This is a genomic window from Methylobacterium sp. Gmos1 (genome assembly GCF_053764715.1).
This window is the reverse complement of sequence record NZ_JBSNCC010000004.1, coordinates 281199-300246: the sequence shown is the minus strand read 5'-3', so window position 1 is coordinate 300246 and position 19048 is coordinate 281199. Positions and strand designations below refer to the sequence as shown.

The following is a 19048-nucleotide window of genomic DNA, read 5'->3' as shown; positions in this document are numbered from 1 at the left end:
CATACCGGAGTGCCACCGGTGCGGTCAACGGTCGACGCCCGCGGTTTCGGCTCGGCGAAACCGCCCGGGCGCATTTCCCGCGCTCGACGCCTGAACACCGCTTGCGCCCTCGGCATTCCTCACATAAAGATATCTTTATGTTTGAAGTCGGAGGCGAGGAGCCCCCAGCGATGACCGCCACCGTCCCCTTCGCCGACGCCCTGGGCGTGCTGCGCGCCGCGGCGGAGGAGACGCGCCTGCGCATCCTGGTGCTGCTCGGTGAGGGCGAGTTGTCGGTCTCCGACCTCACCGACATCCTCGGCCAGTCGCAGCCCCGGATCTCGCGCCACCTCAAGCTGCTGGTCGAGGCCGGGCTGGTGGTGCGCCACCGCGAGGGCGCCTGGGCGTTCTTCCGCCTGCGCGAGGGCGTGTCCGGGCTGGTGGCCCCGCTCGTCGCGGCGCTCGACACCGCCGCACCGCCGCTCTCCGAGGACCGGGCCCGGCTCCAGGCGGTGCGGGCCCAGCGCGCCGAAGCCGCGCAAAACTTCTTCGCGCGGCTGGCGCCGCAATGGGACCGGGTGCGCTCGCTCCACGTGCCGGAGGCCACCGTCGAGGCGGCGGTGCTCGACGTGCTCGGGGGAGGTCCGATCGGCAGCCTCGTCGATCTCGGCACCGGCACCGGGCGGATGCTCGGGCTGCTCGCACCCCGCGCCGCCCGGGCGACGGGGCTGGATGCCAACCACGCCATGCTGTCGGTCGCCCGCGCCAACCTGGAGCGCCAGGGCCTGACCCGGATCGACCTGCGCCAGGGCGACATCCACGCGCCGCCCTTCGGCCGGGCGAGCTTCGACCTCGTGCTGATCCACCAGGTGCTGCACTACCTCGACGATCCGGCCCGGGCGCTACGCGAGGCTGCCCGCCTCGTCGCGCCCGGCGGCCGCCTCCTCGTGGTCGATTTCGCGCCCCACAGCCTGGAATTCCTCCGCGCGGACGAGGCGCATCGCCGCCTCGGATTCGCGCCCGAGCAGGTCGCGGGCTGGCTCTCCGAGGCCGGTCTCACCGACGTGCGGCTGCGCCACCTCGCGCCCTCCGGGGCTGCGGAGCACCAGCTCACCGTCACGCTGTGGCTCGCCCATCACCCGGAGGCGGCCGCCGGCCTGCCCGACCGCGCCGTCGCCTGACGATCCGATCTTTTCGCCCTTTCGCCCGAGGCCGCCGATGTACCCCACCGCCTTCCGCCCGAGCCGCGAGAGCCGCCGCCCGATCCGGGTGTCGTTCGAGTTCTTTCCGCCGAAGACGCCCGAGATGGAGGCGACCCTGTGGTCGTCGATCGAGCGCCTGGCTCCCCTCGGCCCCAGCTTCGTCTCGGTGACCTACGGCGCCGGCGGCTCGACCCGCGAGCGCACCCACAACACCGTGTCGCGCCTGGTGCGCGAGACCGACCTGAAGCCCGCCGCCCACCTCACCTGCGTGGCGGCGACGAAGTCCGAGGTCGACGACGTGGTGCGGGCCTACCACGAGGCCGGCGTGCGCCACATCGTGGCCCTGCGCGGCGATCCGGCGGAGGGGGTCGGCAGCGCCTACACCGCGCATCCCGGCGGCTACGAGCGCTCCTGCGATCTCGTCGCGGGCATCAAGCGCATCGGCGACTTCGAGGTCTCGGTCTCGGCCTATCCCGAGCGCCACCCCGAGGCCGGCTCCCTCGACCAGGACCTCGACGCGCTCAGGGCCAAGGTCGATTGCGGCGCCGACCGCGCCATCACCCAGTTCTTCTTCGACAACGACCTGTTCTTCCGCTACCTCGACCGGGTGCAGTCGCGCGGCATCGACATCCCGATCATCCCCGGCATCCTGCCGGTGCAGAACTTCAAGCAGGCCGCCAACTTCGCCCGCCGCACCGGCGCCTCGGTGCCGGACTGGCTCGCCGCCCGCTTCGAGGGGCTGGAGGACGACGTCGCCACCCGCAAGCTGGTGGCCGCGGCGGTCGCCGCCGAGCAGGTGCTCGACCTCGTTGACCGCGGCGTCACCGACTTCCACTTCTACACCATGAACCGCGCCGACCTCGTCTACGCGATCTGCCATCTGCTGGGCCTGCGCGCGGCGCCGGCGTCGGCGGAGAAGGCGGCGGCCTGACCATCGAATTTCTCACCATTGACTGTCACCCGGGCCGCATCACGCGGCCCGGCTCGATTCCGCACCGATCGTACTGCCCGACACTCGCTGGAACCCCACCCCGATGACCGATATCCGCCCCGCCGACGGTGCCGACATCCTGACCGCCCTGCGCCGGCGCGCGGCGGAGAAAATCCTCGTCCTCGATGGGGCGATGGGCACGGTGATCCAGCGCCTCGGCCTGACCGAGGCCGACTTCCGCGGCGAGCGGTTTCGCGAGCACGCCCACGACCAGAAGGGCAACAACGACCTGCTGATCCTCAGTCAACCCGACGCGATCCGGCAGATCCACCTCGACTACTTCCTCGCCGGCGCCGACGTCGTCGAGACCAACACCTTCTCGGGCACCACGATCGCCCAGGCCGATTACGGCATGGAATCGGTGATCCACGAGCTGAACGCGCAGGGCGCGCGCCTCGCCCGCGAGGCGGCGATCCTCGCCGAAGGTCAGGACGGGCGCCGCCGCTTCGTCGCCGGCGCCATCGGCCCGACGAACCGCACCCTGTCGATCTCGCCGGACGTCAACAATCCGGGCTACCGCGCCGTGACCTTCGACCAGGTCCGCGAGGCCTATGCCGAGCAGGTCCGCGGCCTGATCGCCGGGGGCGCCGAGCTGATCCTGATCGAGACGGTGTTCGACACGCTGAACGCCAAGGCGGCGGTGGCGGCGGCCTGGCAGGTCTTCGAGGAGACCGGCACCCGCCTGCCGATCATGATCTCCGGCACCATCACGGATCTGTCGGGCCGCACCCTGTCGGGCCAGACCCCGACGGCGTTCTGGCATTCCTTGCGCCACGCCGAGCCGCTGACCTTCGGCCTCAACTGCGCGCTCGGCGCCCGCGAGATGCGCGCCCATATCGACGAGCTGTCGCGCACCTGCGACACGCTGGTCTGCGCCTACCCGAATGCCGGCCTGCCGAACGAGTTCGGCCTCTACGACGAGAGCCCGGAGGCGATGGCCAAGCTCGTCGGCGAGTTCGCCGAGAGCGGCCTCGTCAACATGGTCGGCGGCTGCTGCGGCACCACGCCGGACCACATCCGCGCCATCGCCGGTGCGGTCGCCGGCAAGGCGCCGCGCCGGGTGCCGAGCGTGAAGCCCTTGATGCGGCTGTCGGGCCTCGAGCCGTTCACCCTGACGCCCGAGATCCCGTTCGTGAACGTGGGCGAGCGCACCAACGTCACCGGCTCGGCGCGCTTCCGCAAGCTCGTCACCAACGGCGACTACGCCGCCGCCCTGGATGTCGCCCGCGACCAGGTCGCCGCCGGCGCCCAGGTCATCGACGTCAACATGGACGAGGGCCTTCTGGATTCGCAGAAGGCGATGGTCGAGTTCCTGAACCTCGTCGCTGCCGAGCCCGACATCGCCCGCGTTCCGGTGATGATCGATTCGTCAAAATTCTCGGTCATCGAGGCCGGCCTGAAATGCGTGCAGGGCAAGGCGATCGTGAACTCGATCTCCCTCAAGGAGGGGGAGGAGAAGTTCATCGCGGAAGCGAAGATCTGCCGCGCCTACGGCGCCGCCGTGGTGGTGATGGCCTTCGACGAGGAGGGCCAGGCCGATTCGCTCGAGCGCAAGGTCGCGATCTGCACCCGCGCCTACAAGGTGCTGACCGAGACGGTCGGCTTCCCGCCAGAGGACATCATCTTCGATCCCAACGTCTTCGCGGTGGCGACCGGCATCGAGGAGCATGACGGCTACGGCGTCGCCTTCATCGAGGCGGCGCGGATCATCCGCGAGACCCTGCCCCACGCCCATATCTCGGGCGGCATCTCGAACCTGTCCTTCGCCTTCCGCGGCAACGAGCCGGTGCGCGAGGCGATGCACGCGGTGTTCCTGTACCATGCGATCAAGGTCGGCATGGACATGGGCATCGTGAATGCCGGCCAGCTCGCGGTCTACGACGAGCTGCCCGCCGAGCTGCGCGACCTGTGCGAGGACGTGGTCCTCAACCGCCGCTCCGACGCGACCGAGCGCCTGCTCGACGCCGCCGCCCGCTTCAAGGAGGGGGGACAAGCGCGCGACAAGGGCGCGGATCTGGCCTGGCGCGAGGCCCCGGTGGAGAAGCGCCTGGAGCACGCGCTGGTCAACGGCATCACCGAGTACATCGAGGCCGACACCGAGGAGGCCCGGGCGAAGGCCGAGCGCCCGCTCCACGTCATCGAGGGCCCGCTGATGGCCGGCATGAACGTGGTCGGCGACCTGTTCGGCGCCGGCAAGATGTTCCTGCCGCAGGTGGTGAAGTCGGCCCGCGTGATGAAGCAGGCGGTGGCCTACCTGATGCCGTTCATGGAGGCGGAGAAGGCCGCCAATGGCGGCGTCGGCGGCCGGCAGGCGGCCGGCAAGGTGCTGATGGCGACCGTGAAGGGCGACGTCCACGACATCGGCAAGAACATCGTCGGCGTCGTGCTCGCCTGCAACAACTACGAGATCATCGACCTCGGCGTGATGGTGCCGGCGGCAAAGATCCTGGATACCGCGCGGCGTGAGAACGTCGACATCGTCGGCCTGTCGGGCCTGATCACCCCGTCGCTCGACGAGATGGTCCACGTCGCGGCCGAGATGGAGCGCGAGGGCTTCGACGTGCCGCTGCTCATCGGCGGCGCGACGACGAGCCGGGTGCACACCGCGGTGAAGATCCACCCGGCCTACGCCAAGGGCCAGGCGGTCTACGTGACCGACGCCAGCCGCGCCGTCGGCGTGGTCTCGAACCTGCTCTCGCCCGACACCAAGGTCCAGACGATCGAGGGCGTGCGCGCCGAGTACAAGCGCGTCGCCGAGGCCCATGCCCGTTCGGAGGCCGACAAGCAGCGCCTAGCCCTGGCGAAGGCCCGCGCCAACGCGTTCAAGGCCGATTGGAGCGCCTACAAGCCGGTCAAGCCGACCTTCACCGGCACTCGGGTGTTCCGCAGCTACGACGTGGCGGAGCTCGTCCCCTACATCGACTGGACGCCGTTCCTGCAGACCTACGAGTTCAAGGGCCGCTATCCGGCGATCCTCGACGACCCCGAGCAGGGACCGGCCGCCCGCGCCCTGTTCGAGGACGCGCAAGCCATGCTGCGCCAGATCGTCGAGGAGCGCTGGTTCAACCCGAAGGCGGTGATCGGCTTCTGGCCAGCCAACGCGGTCGGCGACGACATCCGGCTGTTCACCGGCGAGAGTCGGACCGACACGCTCGCGACCTTCCACGGCCTGCGCCAGCAGCTCTCGAAGCGCGACGGGCGCCAGAACACCTGCCTGTCGGACTTCGTCGCGCCGGTCGAGAGCGGATTGCCCGACTATGTCGGCGGCTTCGTCGTCACGGCGGGCCTCGAGGAGGTGCGGATCGCCGAGCGCTTCGAGCGCCAGAACGACGACTACAAGTCGATCCTGGTCAAGGCGCTCGCCGACCGCATCGCCGAGGCCTTCGCCGAGCGGATGCACGAGCGGGTGCGGCGCGAGTTCTGGGCCTACGCGGCCGACGAGACCTACACGCCTGCCGAACTCGTCACCGAGCCCTATGCCGGCATCCGCCCGGCCCCGGGCTACCCGGCCCAGCCCGACCACACCGAGAAGACCACCCTGTTCGACCTGCTCCAGGCCGAGCCGCGCATCGGCGTGAAGCTCACCGAATCCTACGCGATGTGGCCGGGCTCCTCGGTCTCGGGCCTCTACCTCGCCCATCCGGACGCGCATTACTTCGGTGTCGCCAAGGTCGAGCGCGACCAGGTCGAGGATTACGCCGCCCGCAAGGGGATGGACGTGGCCGAGGTTGAGCGCTGGCTCGGGCCGGTGCTGAACTACGACACGGCGCGGTATCGCGCGGCGGCGGAGTAGGGAGATGTCGCCGCGGCGGTGAGCTGCCGCCGCGGCATTCGCTTGCGTCGGGATCCCTCCGGCTCCATCTTGGAGAGGGATATCGGAGGCGCGCATGGGCGATATCGCGAAGCTGTTCTGGACGGATGGCGCCCAGGCCGTGCGTCTTCCCGAAGGATGGCGGCTAGAGGGCGAGGCGGTGCAGGTGCGCCGCGAGGGTGATGCGGTGATCTTGGAACCGGTCACTTCTGAGCCAGTGACCTCAGAGCCCGTGCCGGGAAGCTGGGACTGGTTGCAGGCGCGTGTGCGGCCGCTGGATGACGATGTTCAGGCTGCTCTCGACGAGGAGGTATCCGAGCAGGTTCGCCCTGCCGCGGATCTGCCAGAGTGAAATTCCTTCTGGATACTAATGCAGTCTCTGCCCTATTGCGGAACCACATCGGCATCTGGAGCCGATTGCATCGTATGCAGCCAACCGATATCGCAATCTCGGCGATTGTGGCCCACGAACTCTTCTATGGGGCACATCGCGGGCGGCGCACGGAACAGACGCTGACTCAGATCGATGAATTGCCCTTCGCGATCCTGCCGTTCGATGCCGCTGATGCCCACCGGGCCGGCGAGATAAGGGCGGCCTTGTCCCTCGCGGGGACGCCTATCGGCCCTTACGACGTGCTGATCGCCGGTCAAGCCAGCCAACGAGGTCTGGTGCTGGTGACCCGCAACCTGAGAGAGTTCCGCCGCGTACCCCGCCTCACGGTGGAGGACTGGGAAGTCGAGGACATCGTCCACTGACCCGGGCTTGACCGCCGCCGCCGCCCCGGCTCAAAGCTGGGCTCGAGGATGCGGGAAGGACCGGGGATGCGGACAGGACCATGGGCGCTCGCGCTCGTCGCCGTCGGGGCGGCGGCCGGCTGCACCGAATTCTCCTACATCTCGAAGACCTATGTCGGGCTCCAGCCGCAGGTCGTCACGATCGGCTGCAACGACCCCTACGAGGTCTACGACCAGCGCCAGCAGCGCAAGGTCCTGATCGTCTCCAATCACCTGCGCGAGATCGCCGGCTGCGGCCTGGAGGGCAAGGACCCGGCGCTCACCCGCCGGCGCCGCTTCTCGGAGGCCGCAGCGGCCTACCTCAACGAGACGGCGCGGGAGACCTGCACCATCGTCGGCGAGACGGTGTTCACCGATCTCCAGACCGAGTTCGTCTATTCCTGCGCCGAGCCGATCGAGAAGCCCGGCACCAAGGTGCCGCGCCTGCCGGGCCGCTACTGATCCCTCGCGCGGTCGCCGCGCCATCGTCTCGCCGGCGACCTCGCCTGCTTACCGGGAGCTCCGCCGCGCGTCCCGCCGCGTCCGGGTCATCCGCGTCGCGGTGTGGAAGTCGTCGGGCTTGGTGCGGACCCACTCGAGGAAGCGGGCGATCTCGGGTTCGGCCCGCAGGCTCTCGACGTCGCTGAGGCGGCGCGCCAGCTCGGCCTCGCTGTGGCGGGCATGGATCGCCGAGTGGCAGATCTGGTGCAGCTGCACCGTCTCGCCGTGGGTGCCGCCCTTCAGCTTCGGCGTCAGGTGGTGCTTGCTCTGGCGGGCGCCGGGCGGGATCGGCCGCTCGCAGAGCGGGCAGATCACCGCGTCGCGGGTGCCCGGGCCGTGGGTGGAGGGGTCGTCGTCGCGCCAGCGCCGGTCACGGCGTCCCAAGCTCTGCTCCCGAATGGTCGAAGATCGTCTCTCCTATATCTGGGTCACGGCCCTGAAGCGTTTCAAGATTGCGGCCGGGATGCCGCAGCGGCGCTCTCACCGGGCGCGATTGACAAACCTCCCGCGCCACCCGACAGTCACCCCCGTTACCGAGGGGAGCCCCGCCAGCTGGGGCTGAGATTGGACGAGCGCGCGTCCCGACCCTTGAACCTGATCCGGTTCGTACCGGCGGAGGGACGGGAACCTGCCATGATCGACGTGACCCGTGCGTCCTCGCGCCCCGAGGCCGGATCGTCTCCCCGGGAGAGATCCATGAACGCACCCATCCTCGCGAAAGACCTGCCCGAAAAGGACCTGCCGCACAGCGTCACCACCGGGCCGGTCACCGGCTCGGCGAAGGCCTACGCCTCGCCGAAGGAGCGCCCCGACCTCCGCGTGCCCTACCGCGAGATCGCGCTCTCCGATCCGGCCGAGGCGCCGGTGCGGGTCTACGATCCGTCGGGTCCCTACACCGAGACCGACGCGCGCATCGACCTCGCGGCCGGGCTGCCCGAGATCCGCGCGCCCTGGATCGAGCGCCGCGGCTATGCGGCGGTCGCCCCCCGGGCGGTGCGGCCGGAGGATAACGGCTTCGTGAGCGCGGACCGGCTGGTGGCGCCGTGCCCGGCCGCCCGCACCCATCGCCGGGGCGCCCCGGGCCAGATGGTCACGCAGTACGAGTTCGCCCGCGCCGGGATCGTCACCGAGGAGATGATCTACGTCGCCCACCGGGAGAACCTGTGCCGCGAGCAGATGCTCGCCCAGGCCGGGCACGCCATCGCCGACGGCGAGAGCTTCGGCGCCGCGATCCCGCCCTTCATCACCCCGGACTTCGTGCGCGACGAGGTGGCGCGCGGGCGGGCGATCATCCCGGCCAACATCAACCACACCGAGCTCGAGCCGATGGCGATCGGCCGCAACTTCCTCGTCAAGATCAACGCCAATATCGGCAACTCGGCCGTCACCTCCTCGGCGGCGGAAGAGGTCGAGAAGATGGTGTGGGCGATCCGCTGGGGCGCCGACACGGTGATGGACCTCTCGACGGGCCGCAACATCCACAACATCCGCGGCTGGATCCTGCGCAACGCCCCCGTGCCGATCGGCACGGTGCCGATCTACCAGGCGCTGGAGAAGGTCGGCGGCGATCCGCTCAAGCTCGACTGGGAGGTGTTCAAGGACACCCTGATCGAGCAGGCCGAGCAGGGCGTCGACTACTTCACCATCCATGCCGGCGTGCGCCTCGCTCACGTGCCGCTGACGGCGCGGCGCGTCACCGGCATCGTCTCGCGCGGCGGTTCGATCATGGCGCGCTGGTGCCTCGCCGGGCACCGGGAATCGTTCCTCTACGAGCGGTTCGAGGAGATCTGCGACATCTGCCGCGAGTACGACGTGTCGTTCTCGCTCGGCGACGGGCTGCGCCCGGGCTCGATCGCCGACGCCAACGACGCGGCGCAATTCGCCGAGCTGGAGACCCTGGGCGAATTGACCAAGGTCGCCCACGGCAAGGGCTGCCAGGTGATGATCGAGGGCCCCGGCCACGTGCCGATGCACAAGATCAAGGTCAACATGGAGAAGCAGCTGACCGAGTGCGGCGAGGCGCCGTTCTACACCCTCGGCCCGCTCACCACCGACGTGGCGCCGGGCTACGACCACATCACGTCGGGCATCGGCGCGGCGATGATCGGCTGGTTCGGCACCGCGATGCTCTGCTACGTGACCCCGAAGGAGCATCTCGGCCTGCCGAACCGCGACGACGTCAAGACCGGCGTCATCACCTACAAGATCGCCGCCCACGCCGCCGACCTCGCCAAGGGCCACCCGGCCGCGCAGCTGCGCGACGACGCCCTGTCCCGGGCCCGGTTCGACTTCCGCTGGGAGGACCAGTTCAACCTCTCCCTCGATCCGGACACCGCGCGGGCCTACCACGACGAGACCCTGCCGAAGGACGCCCACAAGGTCGCGCATTTCTGCTCGATGTGCGGGCCGAAATTCTGCTCGATGAAGATCACCCAGGACCTGCGAGCCGAGGTGCTGGCGATGGAGGCGGCGAGCGCCGTGGTCGAGGAGGCCACACCCTTGAGCGAAGCGGCCCGGGCGGCCGGCATGGCCCAAAAATCGGCGGAATTCTTGGGCGGAGGCGGGAGGCTCTACGTCGAACCCGGCGAGTAGGACCACCTTCCATGCTGATGCAGGCCCCCGCGGCCCCGCCGGGGCCTGCCCCGTCACCCGAGACCGGGCGCGCCCGCCCGGGCTCGATCGTGCGCCGCCTCGTCGTGTTCGCCCTCGGCCTGGCGGTGCCGATCCTGATCTTCGGCGCCGTGGTGCTGTGGCAGTTCGCCGGCGCCGCCCGCGAGCGCCTGGAGGCGGACGCGCTCGGCCGCGCCCGGATGGAGGCGGCCGCCGTCGACCGCGAGGTCGCGAGCCTCATCGCGACGCTCGAGGCCCTGAGCCTGTCGAACGCGCTCCAGCGCGGCGACGTCACGGCGTTCCGCGAGCAGATGCAGGAGCTCAACCGCCGCAGCGGCCTGCCGGCGACCCTGCGCGATCCCGACGGGCGGCGCCTGATCGATCTCGGCGCCGAGCCGATGGCGGAGCGCCTCGACGCGGCGGATGCGAGCGCCCTCGGCGGCCGTCCGGCGGTCTCGGGCGTGGTCGACGGGCGCTTCCGGGTGACGGTGCCGGTGGTGCGCCGCGGCGGCGACGCGGTGCTCTACCTCCTGTCCTTCTCCCTGCCGACCGCGCGCATCCGCGACGTGCTGGCCTCCGGCGGCGTGCCGAAGTCCTGGGTGCTGACCGTGATCGACCGCGACCACCGGGTGCTGACCCGCACCCGGGCGCCGGAGCGCTTCACCGGCACCCAGGCCCCCGACGAGCTGCGGGCCGCCGACGGGGCCGAGGGCAGCTGGCGCGGCGCCTCGCTCGAGGGTGATCCGTTCTTCGTCGCCTATGCGCGGGCCGGCGTGCCGGACTGGCGCGTCGCCGTCGGCGTGCCGGAGGAGGCGCTGGCCGCGCCGGTGCGGGCGTCGCTGGTGTGGTTTGCCGGCCTCGGCGGCATGCTGGCGGCGGTCGCGGCGCTGCTCGCCTTCGCCTTCGCCCGCGGCATCGCGGCGCCGCTCCAGGCCCTGCGCGACCAGGCGGTGGCGCTGGGCGCCGGCCGCACGACGCCGGTCCTCGACGGCGTGCCGGCGGAGGTGGCGGCGGTGAGCGCCGAGATCGCGGGGGCGGCCCAGCGCCAGCGCGAGCGGGCGGCCGAGCGGGCGCGGGCCGCCGCTACCCTGCGCGCCGAGACCCAGCGCCTGGAGGTGCTGAACCGCCTCGGCACGGCCCTGTCGAGCGAGCTCGACCGCCAGCGCCTCGGCGACACCGTGGTCGAGGCCGCAACCCACCTGACGGGGGCGGCCTACGGCGCCCTGTTCGAGCGGGTGCCGGCGAGCGAGGCGGGGCCCGAGCACTGGCGGCTCCTCAGCCTCACCGGGGCGCCGCGGGAGGCCTTCACCCGCTTCGGCCTGCCGCGGGTGACGAACCTGTTCAGCGAGACCTTCGCGGCCGGCGGCGTGGTGCTGAGCGAGGACGTGACGGCGGATCCACGCTACGGCAGCCACGGCGGCATGCCGAAGGGCCACCTGCCGGTGCGCAGCTACCTCGCGGTGCCGGTGGTCTCCGGCACCGGCGCCACCCTCGGCGCGCTTCTGTTCGGCCATCCCGAACCGCACCGCTTCGGCCCGCGCGAGGCCTCCCTGATCGAGGGCCTGTCCGGCCAGGCCGCGGTGGCGATGGACAATGCCCGGCTCTTCGCCTCGGTGCGGCGCGAGCAGGACCGCTTCGCCGCCGCCGTCCAGGCGGTGCGCGGCGTGCTCTGGACCAACGACGCCACCGGCCGGATGAGCGGCGACCAGCCGGCCTGGGCCGCGCTCACCGGCCAGACGCCGGAGCAGTATGCCGGCTACGGCTGGGCCGAGGCCGTTCATCCGGAAGACCGCGCCGCCAGCGTCGAGACCTGGAACCAGGCGGTGGCCGAGCGCCGGCGCTACACCCACGAGCACCGGGTGCGCCGCCACGACGGGGTGTTTCGCACCTTCGCGATCCAGGCGGTGCCGGTGCTCGATCCCGACGGCACGATCCGCGAGTGGGTCGGCGTGCATTCCGACATCTCCGAGCAGCGCGCCGCCGAGACCGCGCTTCGCGAATCGAACGAGGAGATCCAGCGCTACGCCTACATCGTCAGCCACGACCTGCGGGCGCCGCTCGTCAACATCATGGGGTTCACGAGCGAGATCGAGGCGAGCCAGGACGACATCCGGGCGGCCCTCGCCGGCCGGCCGGAGGCCGGGCGGATCGATGCCGACCTCTCCGAATCGGTGAGCTTCATCAAGGCCGCGATCACCAAGATGGACGGCCTCATCAACGCCATCCTCAAGCTCTCGCGCGAGGGGCGGCGCAACTTCCAGCCCGAGCCCCTGGCGATGACGGCTCTCGTCCAGGGCCTCGCCGACGCGCAGCGCCACCAGGCCGACACCGCCGGCGCCGCGATCGAGATCGGCGATTTGCCGGAGATCACCGCCGACCGGCTCGCCGTCGAGCAGATCTTCGGCAACCTGATCGACAACGCGATCAAGTACCTCGCCAAGGACCGGCCGGGGCGGATCGCCGTCGACGGATCGGTCCTGGACGGGCTCGCGGTGTTCCGGGTCGCCGATAACGGGCGCGGCATCGACGCGCGCGACCACGGCCGGGTGTTCGAGCTCTTCCGCCGCTCCGGCGTGCAGGACCGGCCGGGGGAGGGGATCGGGCTCGCCCATGTCCGCACCCTGGTCCGCGCGCTGGGCGGGCGCATCGACCTCTCGTCCGAGTTCGGCGCCGGCACCACCTTCACGGTGACGCTTCCCTTGCGCCAGGCATGACGACTGCAACGCTAGGTTAACCGGGTCTCGGTGTTTTCTACGCCAACCGCGTGTCCAAGCCGGCGGGAAATGGTCTAGAGAGTGTGTGACGGGAGGATGTCTCCCACGGGCGACCGTTCTCGGTGCGGTGCCGCGAGCAAGCTAGAGGCGTCCCGGCGTGGCCGGGTCGTCGCCACGGGGAGTCGTCAGGTGCCGGCCGTACACATCGTGATGATCGAGGATGACGAGGGCCACGCCCGGCTGATCGAGCGGAACATCCGCCGCGCCGGCGTCAACAACGTCATCGAGTCGTTCCGGGACGGAACCTCCGCGCTCGCCGCCCTGTTCGGGCCGGACGGCAGCGGCGAGATCAATGCCGGCCGGCCGCTGCTGATCCTGCTCGACCTCAACCTGCCGGACATGACCGGGATCGACATCCTCCAGAAGGTGAAGTCGAACCCGCACCTGAAGCGCTCGCCGGTGGTGATCCTGACCACCACCGACGACCAGCGCGAGATCCAGCGCTGCTACGACCTCGGCTGCAACGTCTACATCACCAAGCCGGTGAACTACGAGGGCTTCGCCAACGCGATCCGCCAGCTCGGCCTGTTCTTCTCGGTGATGCAGGTTCCGGAGAGCGCGTGACCGTGACCGAACCGGTCCGCCTGCTCTACATCGACGACGATCCCGGGCTGGCGCGGCTGGTGAGCCGCACCCTGGCGGCCCGCGGCTGCACGGTGGTGCACGCCGCCGACGGCGAGGCCGGCCTCGCGCTCATCGCGAGGGAGCGGTTCGACGTGGTCGCCCTCGACCACCACATGCCGATGGAAACCGGGCTCGACATCCTGCCGCGCATCCGCGCCCTACCCGAGGCGCCGCCGGTGGTCTACGTCACCGGCTCGGAGGACAGCCGCGTCGCGGTCGCGGCGCTCAAGGCCGGCGCCGTCGACTACGTCTGGAAGGACCTCCAGGGCCATTTTCGCGAGCTGCTCGCCGAGGCGGTGGCGACCGCGGTGCTCCAGGACCGCACCCGGCGCGAGAAGGAGCGGGCCGAGGCCGAGGTGCGCGAGGCGAGAGACCGGGCCGAGCTGCTGCTGCGCGAGGTCAACCACCGGGTGGCCAACAGCCTCGCCCTGGTGGCGGCTCTGGTGCGGATGCAGGCCAACACCGTCACCGACGCCTCCGCCCGCGCGGCCTTGGAGGAGACCCAGACCCGCATCACCGCGATCGCCGGCATCCACCGGCGCCTCTACACCTCCGACGACGTGCGGGTGGTCGCGGTCGACGCCTACCTGGCGACCCTGGTCGAGGATCTCGACGGGGCGATGAACGCCACCGGCCAGCGCCACCACATCCTGCTCGACGCCGAGCCGGTCGAGGTCGCGACCGACAAGGCGGTCTCGCTCGGTGTGATCGTCACCGAGCTCGTGACCAACGCCTACAAGTACGCCTATCCGGAAGGAGCGACCGGCGAGATCCGCATCGCCGCGCGCCGCGCCGGCGACATCTTGCGCCTCACCGTCGCCGATGACGGCGTCGGCTGGCAGGGCAGCGGCACCCCGCGCGGCACCGGGCTCGGCTCGCGCATCGTGCGCGCCATGGCGTCGAACCTGCGCGCGCAGATCGACTACGCCCAGGCCGAGAGGGGCACGGCGGCGAGCATCGACATCGCCCTGTGACGGCGCCTCGCGCGATCGGCTCCGCCCGTCGCGAGAGACGTGAGAGGGGGTTCGACCGGCCGCTGTTGGATCCGACATCCTCCTCGTCATTCCGGGTCCCGCTTTCGCGGCCCCGGAATGTCCCTGAGAGTGTCATTTCCGTCGAGCGAGGCTGGCAGGGACTGCCTTCCGGAACGCCGGTTTCGCCCGATGCACTTAACTCCCCCGCAAGCCTGACCCGTTACCCATGACCCTCGCGCGGCGCGACGGAGCAGCGGGATGGCGGCCGGGGCTTCGGTCAGCGAGGCGGAGGCGGGCGGCGCCGGCACCGCGCTCGCCGTGTTCGGCGTGCGGATCGCGGCGGCCGCCTGCGCCTTCGTGGCGCAGGTGCTGATGGCCCGGCTGATGGGGGCGGAGGAATACGGGATCTTCGCCGCGATCTGGGTCTGGACCGCGCTCCTCGGCCACGCCTCGACCTGGGGCCTGTCGCAGGCCGCCTGCCGCTTCCTGCCGACCTACCGCGCGCAGGGAGCCGCCGGGCCGGAGCGCGGCTTCCTCGCCTTCGGGGCGGCGTTCTCCCTCGCCGCCGCCTCTCTCCTGGCGGGGTGCGGCGCGGCCCTGCTCTGGCTCGCGCCCGGCCTCGTCTCCGGGGCTTACGCCGGCGCGCTCCTCGTTGCCGCCCTGGTGCTGCCGCTCTTCGCGCTCCAGGATTTCTGCGAAGGCGTGGCACGGGGCCGCAACTGGACGCTGCTCGCGGTCGTGCCGCCCTACCTCCTGCGCCAGAGCCTGATCATGGCGCTGATGCTGGCGGCGGTCGGGTTCGGCGCGCCGGCGCAGGCCGCCATCGCCGTCGCCTGCACGCTCGCCGCCACCGCCCTGTCGCTGGCGCTCCAAGCGTCGATCCTCGTGTGGCGCCTGCGGGCCGGGCGGCACTCGTCCCGCGCCCTCTATCCCTGGCGCGACTGGATGCGGGCGGCCCTGCCGATGGCGCTGATCGATCTCGCCGGCTCGGGCTTCAACTTCATCGACGTGCTGGTCCTCGGCTTCCTGCTGCCCCCGGCGGAGGTCGGCGCCTATTTCGCCGCGACGCGGCTTCTGCAATTCGTGGTCTTCGTCCAGTACGCCGCCTCCTCGGTCACCGCGCAGGCCTTCGCCGCGGCGCAGGCGCGGGGCGACCGGGCCGGGCTCGAAGCCCTGATCCGGCGCTGGTCGCGGCTGACGCTCCTTGCCACCGTGGCGACCGGCCTCGCCGTGGTGGGCGCGGGTCCGCTGCTGCTCGGCCTGTTCGGGCCGGGCTTTCGCGAGGCCCTGCCGCTGCTGGCGCTCCTCGTCGCCGGCCACGGGCTCGCCGCCGCCTGCGGGCCGGCGGAAGACCTCCTGACCATGCTGGGGGCCGAGCGCGCCTGCGCCGCCGTCACCGTCGCGCTCCTTGCCGCGGCGATCCTCCTCACCCTGGCGCTGGTGCCGGCCTTCGGCCTCGCCGGCGCGGCGCTCGCCGCCGCCCTCGTGACCGCCGGGCGGGGCGCCGTCCTGGCCGACCTCGCCCATCGCCGCCTCGGTCTCCTCACTCTGGCCCTCGTCCGATGAACGCGCACGCGCTCCCGTTCCCGCACCTTGCCGCGGCCCCGGCCTGCGCGGTCACCACCCTGGCGGCCTTGGGCCGCGAGCCCGCGGCCTGGGACGCCCTCGTCGCCCGAGCCGACCGGCCGACCCCGGATTACGCCCGCCGCGTGCTGGAGGCGCATCGCGACCACGGCCTCGCTCCGGCGGACCTGCCCTGCCTCGCGGTGCGCGCCGGCCCGGACCTCCTGGCGCTGCTGCCCTACCGGGTCGGGCGCGGGCCCCTCGGGCTCGGGCGGGCTGCCCGGCCCTTCGCCTCGCCTTACCTCACCGTGACGGCCCCCCTGGTGGTCGCCGGGCCCGAGGCCGCCCCGGCCCTCGCGGCCCTCGTCGCCGGGATGCGGGGCCTCGGTCTCGCGTGGTGGTGGCCGCTCCTGCCGGCGGAGGGGCCTCTTCCCGCCGCGCTAGCCCGCGACGGCTGGGAGCGCGCCGAGGTCTCGGGCTTTTCGCGCCCGGTGCTCGACCGGCGGGCGAGCCACGACACGTTCCTGAAGAACCATCCCCACAAGGGCCGGCTCAAGGACCTGCGCCGCCGCCGCCGGCGCCTCGACGAGGCCGGGCGCGTCACGGTCGAGGCGGTCGGGCCGGACGGCGACCTCGCGAGCGCGGTCGCGGCCTTCCTCGACCTGGAGCGGCGCGGCTGGAAGGGGCGGGCCGGCACCGCGCTCGCCTGCCGGGCGCAGACCGCCGATTTCGCCAGATCCCTGTTCCGGGCCGGCTCAGGTCCGGTGACGGCGCGGGCCGACCTGCTGCGCCTCGACGGGCGGGTGATCGCCGCGAGCCTCGCGCTGGTCTGCGGCGGCACCGCGACCCTGCTCAAGACCGCCTACGACGAGAGGTTGCGCGCGCTCGCCCCCGGCGTGCTGCTGGAGGCCGAGATCGTCCGGGCCCTGCACGAGACCCGCTTCGCCGACCGGCTCGATTCGGCGACGCTGGCGAGCGCGGTGCTCGACGACCTCTACCCCGAGCGCGCCCGCATCACCGAGATCGTGGTCTCGCCGCCCGGCGGGCCCTCGCCGGAGCGGATCGCCGCCCGGGCGAGGGCGCAGCACGCCGGCAAGGACTGGCTCAAGGCGCAGGCGATCCGCCTTCGCGGCCGCTGATCTCCGCCTCCCGCCAGCCGACCCGGGCCTCCGGCCGCGCGTCGGTCGAGGCGAAGTAGGGCTTGATGTCGAGGAGCGGCGTGCCGTCGAGGCAGTCGAGCCCGCGCACCCGCACCGTGCCGCCCTCGATCCCGAGCAGTTCCACCACCGAGACGGCAATCGGGTTCGGCCGGGCCGGCGAGCGCAGCGCGAAGGTGCCGCGGGGCTCCGGCGCGTGGCGCGGCTGCTGCGCCACGAGGTTCCGCGGCGCCCGGTCCATCCAGTACAGCACGATCAGGTGGCTGGTGCCCTGAAGGCGGCGCAGGCCGGGGGCGAAGCGGGGATCGACCTCGAGCGTGCAGACCGCGTCCGACTGCGCCGAGTTGCGCGGGCACTCCGCCCGCACGGTCCAGGGCGTGCGCACCCGGCCGATGAAGTAGAGCCCCGCGTCGAAGCCCGCCGGCAGGTCGACCGTCTCCTCGCCCGGCCTCGGGCCGAATTCCGCTCGGCCATCCCCTTGGCCATCCCCCTGGCCATCCCCTTGGCGCATCGCTCGTCCCTTCGATCGCGGCGGGATCCGGGTCGCCCCGCCGCATTCCCCGGTATAGGCTGGGCCCGAGCGCATCAGGGAGACCGATCGACCGTGTTCGCCGACGAGCTGAGACCGATGGAGACGGTGGCCGATCCCGAGACGGCGGTCGACCGCCTGGCGGCGCTCCACGCCGCCGCCACCGGGAGCCTGCGGGACGCGCTGACCCGCTTCCTCACGGACGGCGTGCCGCCCGACGCCGCCGAGCGGCTGACCTTCCGCTATCCCGAGCTGCGGCTGACCTACAATCCGACCGGGCCGATGCCGCGGATCACCCGCGCCACCGCGAAGTTCCAGGGACCGGGCGCCTATGCCACCACCCTGACCCAGCCGGCGCATTTCCGCGCCTACCTGCTGGAGCAGCTGCGCCCCCTGGTGCAGGATTACGGCGCCACGATCGAGGTGGGCTTGAGCGCCCAGGAGATCCCGTACCCCTACGTGGTCGAGCCGGGCGCCGAGCTCGCCCGCGGCGTCACGTCGAGCGACCTAGCGCGCTACTTCCCGACCCCGATGCTGTCGAGCGTCGGCGACGAGATCGCCGACGGCCTGTGGCTGGAGGCCGGCGACGAGCCCCGGCCGCTCGCCCTGTTCGACGGGCCGCGGGTCGATTACTCGCTGCGCCGCCTCGTGCACTATACCGGGGCCGACTGGCGCCAGATCCAGCCCTGGATCCTGCTCACCAACTACCACCGCTACGTCGACCAGTTCGTGCGGGTCGGCCTCAAGGCGCTCGCCGCCGAGCCGGAGCGCTACGCCCGCCTGGTCCTGCCCGGCGGGGTCGCGGTCGAGGCCGGGGAGGCGGCGGGCGCCGACGCCGACGCGCTGATCGCCGCCTCGCCCTGGCACCGGTTCCAGATGCCGGCCTATCACCTCGTGGCGCGGGACGGGCAGGGCACCAGCCTCGTCAATATCGGCGTCGGTCCCTCCAACGCCAAGACGATCACCGACCACCTGGCGGTGCTGCGGCCGCATTGCTGGCTGATGGTCGGCCATTGCGGGGGCCTGCGCCAGTCGCAGACCATCGGCGACTACGTGCTCGCCCACGGCTACCTGCGCCGCGACCGGATCCTCGACGAGGTGGTGCCGCCCGACGTGCCGATCCCGGCTCTAGCCGAGGTGCAGGTGGCACTCCAGGAGGCCGCCGCCCACGTCACCGGCGAGCGGGCCGAGGCCCTGAAGCAGCGCCTGCGCACCGGCACGGTGGTCACCTACGACGACCGCAACTGGGAGCTGCGCTGGTCGCAGGAGCGGCGGCGGATCAACCTGTCGCGGGCGATCGGCGTCGACATGGAGAGCGGCACCATCGCGGCGCAGGGGTACCGCCTGCGGGTGCCCTACGGCACGCTGCTCTGCGTCTCCGACAAGCCGCTGCACGGCGAGATCAAGCTGCCGGGCGCCGCCAACGCCTTCTACGAGCGGGCGGTCGGCGAGCACCTGCTGATCGGCCTCGCGACTCTCGATTCCCTGAGGCGCAACCGCCACGGCCTGCACTCGCGCAAGCTGCGCAGCTTCGACGAACCGCCGTTCCGGTAGTCTCG

Annotated in this window: 15 protein-coding genes and 1 riboswitch; of the genes, 13 read left to right on the top strand and 2 right to left on the bottom strand. The window is 71.8% G+C overall.

Features of this window, described 5'->3' with window-relative positions:
* Positions 1-170 precede the first annotated feature (170 nt).
* The 6 genes from ACS5PV_RS10510 (at position 171) to ACS5PV_RS10485 (ending at position 7219) form a co-directional block, all read left to right on the top strand.
* Positions 171-1160, top strand: coding sequence for an ArsR/SmtB family transcription factor (locus tag ACS5PV_RS10510; RefSeq protein WP_455395277.1), 990 nt, complete (start codon positions 171-173; stop codon positions 1158-1160).
* A 37-nt stretch (positions 1161-1197) separates the two neighbouring features.
* Complete coding sequence (gene metF / locus ACS5PV_RS10505) at positions 1198-2112, top strand: methylenetetrahydrofolate reductase [NAD(P)H] (RefSeq protein WP_455395276.1); 915 nt, start codon at positions 1198-1200, stop codon at positions 2110-2112.
* A gap of 103 nt (positions 2113-2215) precedes the next feature.
* Positions 2216-5965, top strand: a complete 3750-nt coding sequence (gene metH, locus ACS5PV_RS10500) for a methionine synthase (RefSeq protein WP_455395275.1) — start codon at positions 2216-2218, stop codon at positions 5963-5965.
* Between the two features lie 94 nt (positions 5966-6059).
* The gene (locus ACS5PV_RS10495; protein WP_455395274.1) at positions 6060-6335 is read left to right on the top strand and encodes an antitoxin; all 276 of its coding nucleotides are present in this window, start codon (positions 6060-6062) and stop codon (positions 6333-6335) included.
* Positions 6332-6739: a PIN domain-containing protein gene (locus tag ACS5PV_RS10490; protein WP_455395273.1), complete on the top strand. Its 408-nt coding sequence runs from the start codon at positions 6332-6334 to the stop codon at positions 6737-6739. The genes ACS5PV_RS10495 and ACS5PV_RS10490 overlap by 4 nt, the downstream gene beginning before the upstream one ends.
* Before the next feature lie 66 nt (positions 6740-6805).
* Positions 6806-7219: a hypothetical protein gene (locus tag ACS5PV_RS10485; RefSeq protein ID WP_455395272.1), complete on the top strand. Its 414-nt coding sequence runs from the start codon at positions 6806-6808 to the stop codon at positions 7217-7219.
* 48 nt (positions 7220-7267) lie between these two features.
* Here ACS5PV_RS10485 and ACS5PV_RS10480 read toward each other — a convergent pair whose 3' ends face one another.
* Positions 7268-7642: a restriction endonuclease gene (locus ACS5PV_RS10480; RefSeq protein ID WP_455395271.1), complete on the bottom strand. Its 375-nt coding sequence runs from the start codon at positions 7640-7642 to the stop codon at positions 7268-7270.
* A 142-nt stretch (positions 7643-7784) separates the two neighbouring features.
* Positions 7785-7896: riboswitch (TPP riboswitch) on the top strand.
* Positions 7897-7954: 58 nt separating this feature from the next.
* Here ACS5PV_RS10480 and thiC point away from each other — a divergent pair.
* The 6 genes from thiC to ACS5PV_RS10450 all read left to right on the top strand — a co-directional run bounded on the left by thiC (position 7955) and on the right by ACS5PV_RS10450 (position 16942).
* Positions 7955-9850 carry a phosphomethylpyrimidine synthase ThiC gene (gene thiC, locus ACS5PV_RS10475; RefSeq protein ID WP_455395270.1) on the top strand — a complete coding sequence of 632 codons (1896 nt, stop codon included), beginning with the start codon at positions 7955-7957 and terminating at the stop codon, positions 9848-9850.
* Positions 9851-9861: 11 nt separating this feature from the next.
* Positions 9862-12582: an ATP-binding protein gene (locus ACS5PV_RS10470; RefSeq protein WP_455395269.1), complete on the top strand. Its 2721-nt coding sequence runs from the start codon at positions 9862-9864 to the stop codon at positions 12580-12582.
* A 210-nt stretch (positions 12583-12792) separates the two neighbouring features.
* Positions 12793-13206 (top strand): response regulator, encoded by a 414-nt coding sequence (locus ACS5PV_RS10465; RefSeq protein ID WP_048426740.1) that lies wholly within the window; start codon positions 12793-12795, stop codon positions 13204-13206.
* Positions 13203-14240 (top strand): sensor histidine kinase, encoded by a 1038-nt coding sequence (locus tag ACS5PV_RS10460; RefSeq protein ID WP_455395268.1) that lies wholly within the window; start codon positions 13203-13205, stop codon positions 14238-14240. The genes ACS5PV_RS10465 and ACS5PV_RS10460 overlap by 4 nt, the downstream gene beginning before the upstream one ends.
* A gap of 258 nt (positions 14241-14498) precedes the next feature.
* Positions 14499-15806 carry a lipopolysaccharide biosynthesis protein gene (locus tag ACS5PV_RS10455; RefSeq protein ID WP_455395267.1) on the top strand — a complete coding sequence of 436 codons (1308 nt, stop codon included), beginning with the start codon at positions 14499-14501 and terminating at the stop codon, positions 15804-15806.
* Positions 15803-16942 carry a GNAT family N-acetyltransferase gene (locus ACS5PV_RS10450; RefSeq protein WP_455395266.1) on the top strand — a complete coding sequence of 380 codons (1140 nt, stop codon included), beginning with the start codon at positions 15803-15805 and terminating at the stop codon, positions 16940-16942. The genes ACS5PV_RS10455 and ACS5PV_RS10450 overlap by 4 nt, the downstream gene beginning before the upstream one ends.
* On the opposite strand, the gene tsaA is transcribed toward ACS5PV_RS10450, so the two are convergent.
* On the bottom strand, positions 16908-17471 hold the full coding sequence (tsaA, locus tag ACS5PV_RS10445) for a tRNA (N6-threonylcarbamoyladenosine(37)-N6)-methyltransferase TrmO (protein ID WP_455395265.1): 564 nt from the start codon (positions 17469-17471) through the stop codon (positions 16908-16910). The genes ACS5PV_RS10450 and tsaA overlap by 35 nt on opposite strands.
* 93 nt (positions 17472-17564) lie before the next feature.
* Between tsaA and ACS5PV_RS10440 the strand changes: the two genes are divergently transcribed.
* On the top strand, positions 17565-19043 hold the full coding sequence (locus tag ACS5PV_RS10440; RefSeq protein WP_455395264.1) for an AMP nucleosidase: 1479 nt from the start codon (positions 17565-17567) through the stop codon (positions 19041-19043).
* The last annotated feature ends 5 nt before the right edge of the window (positions 19044-19048 follow it).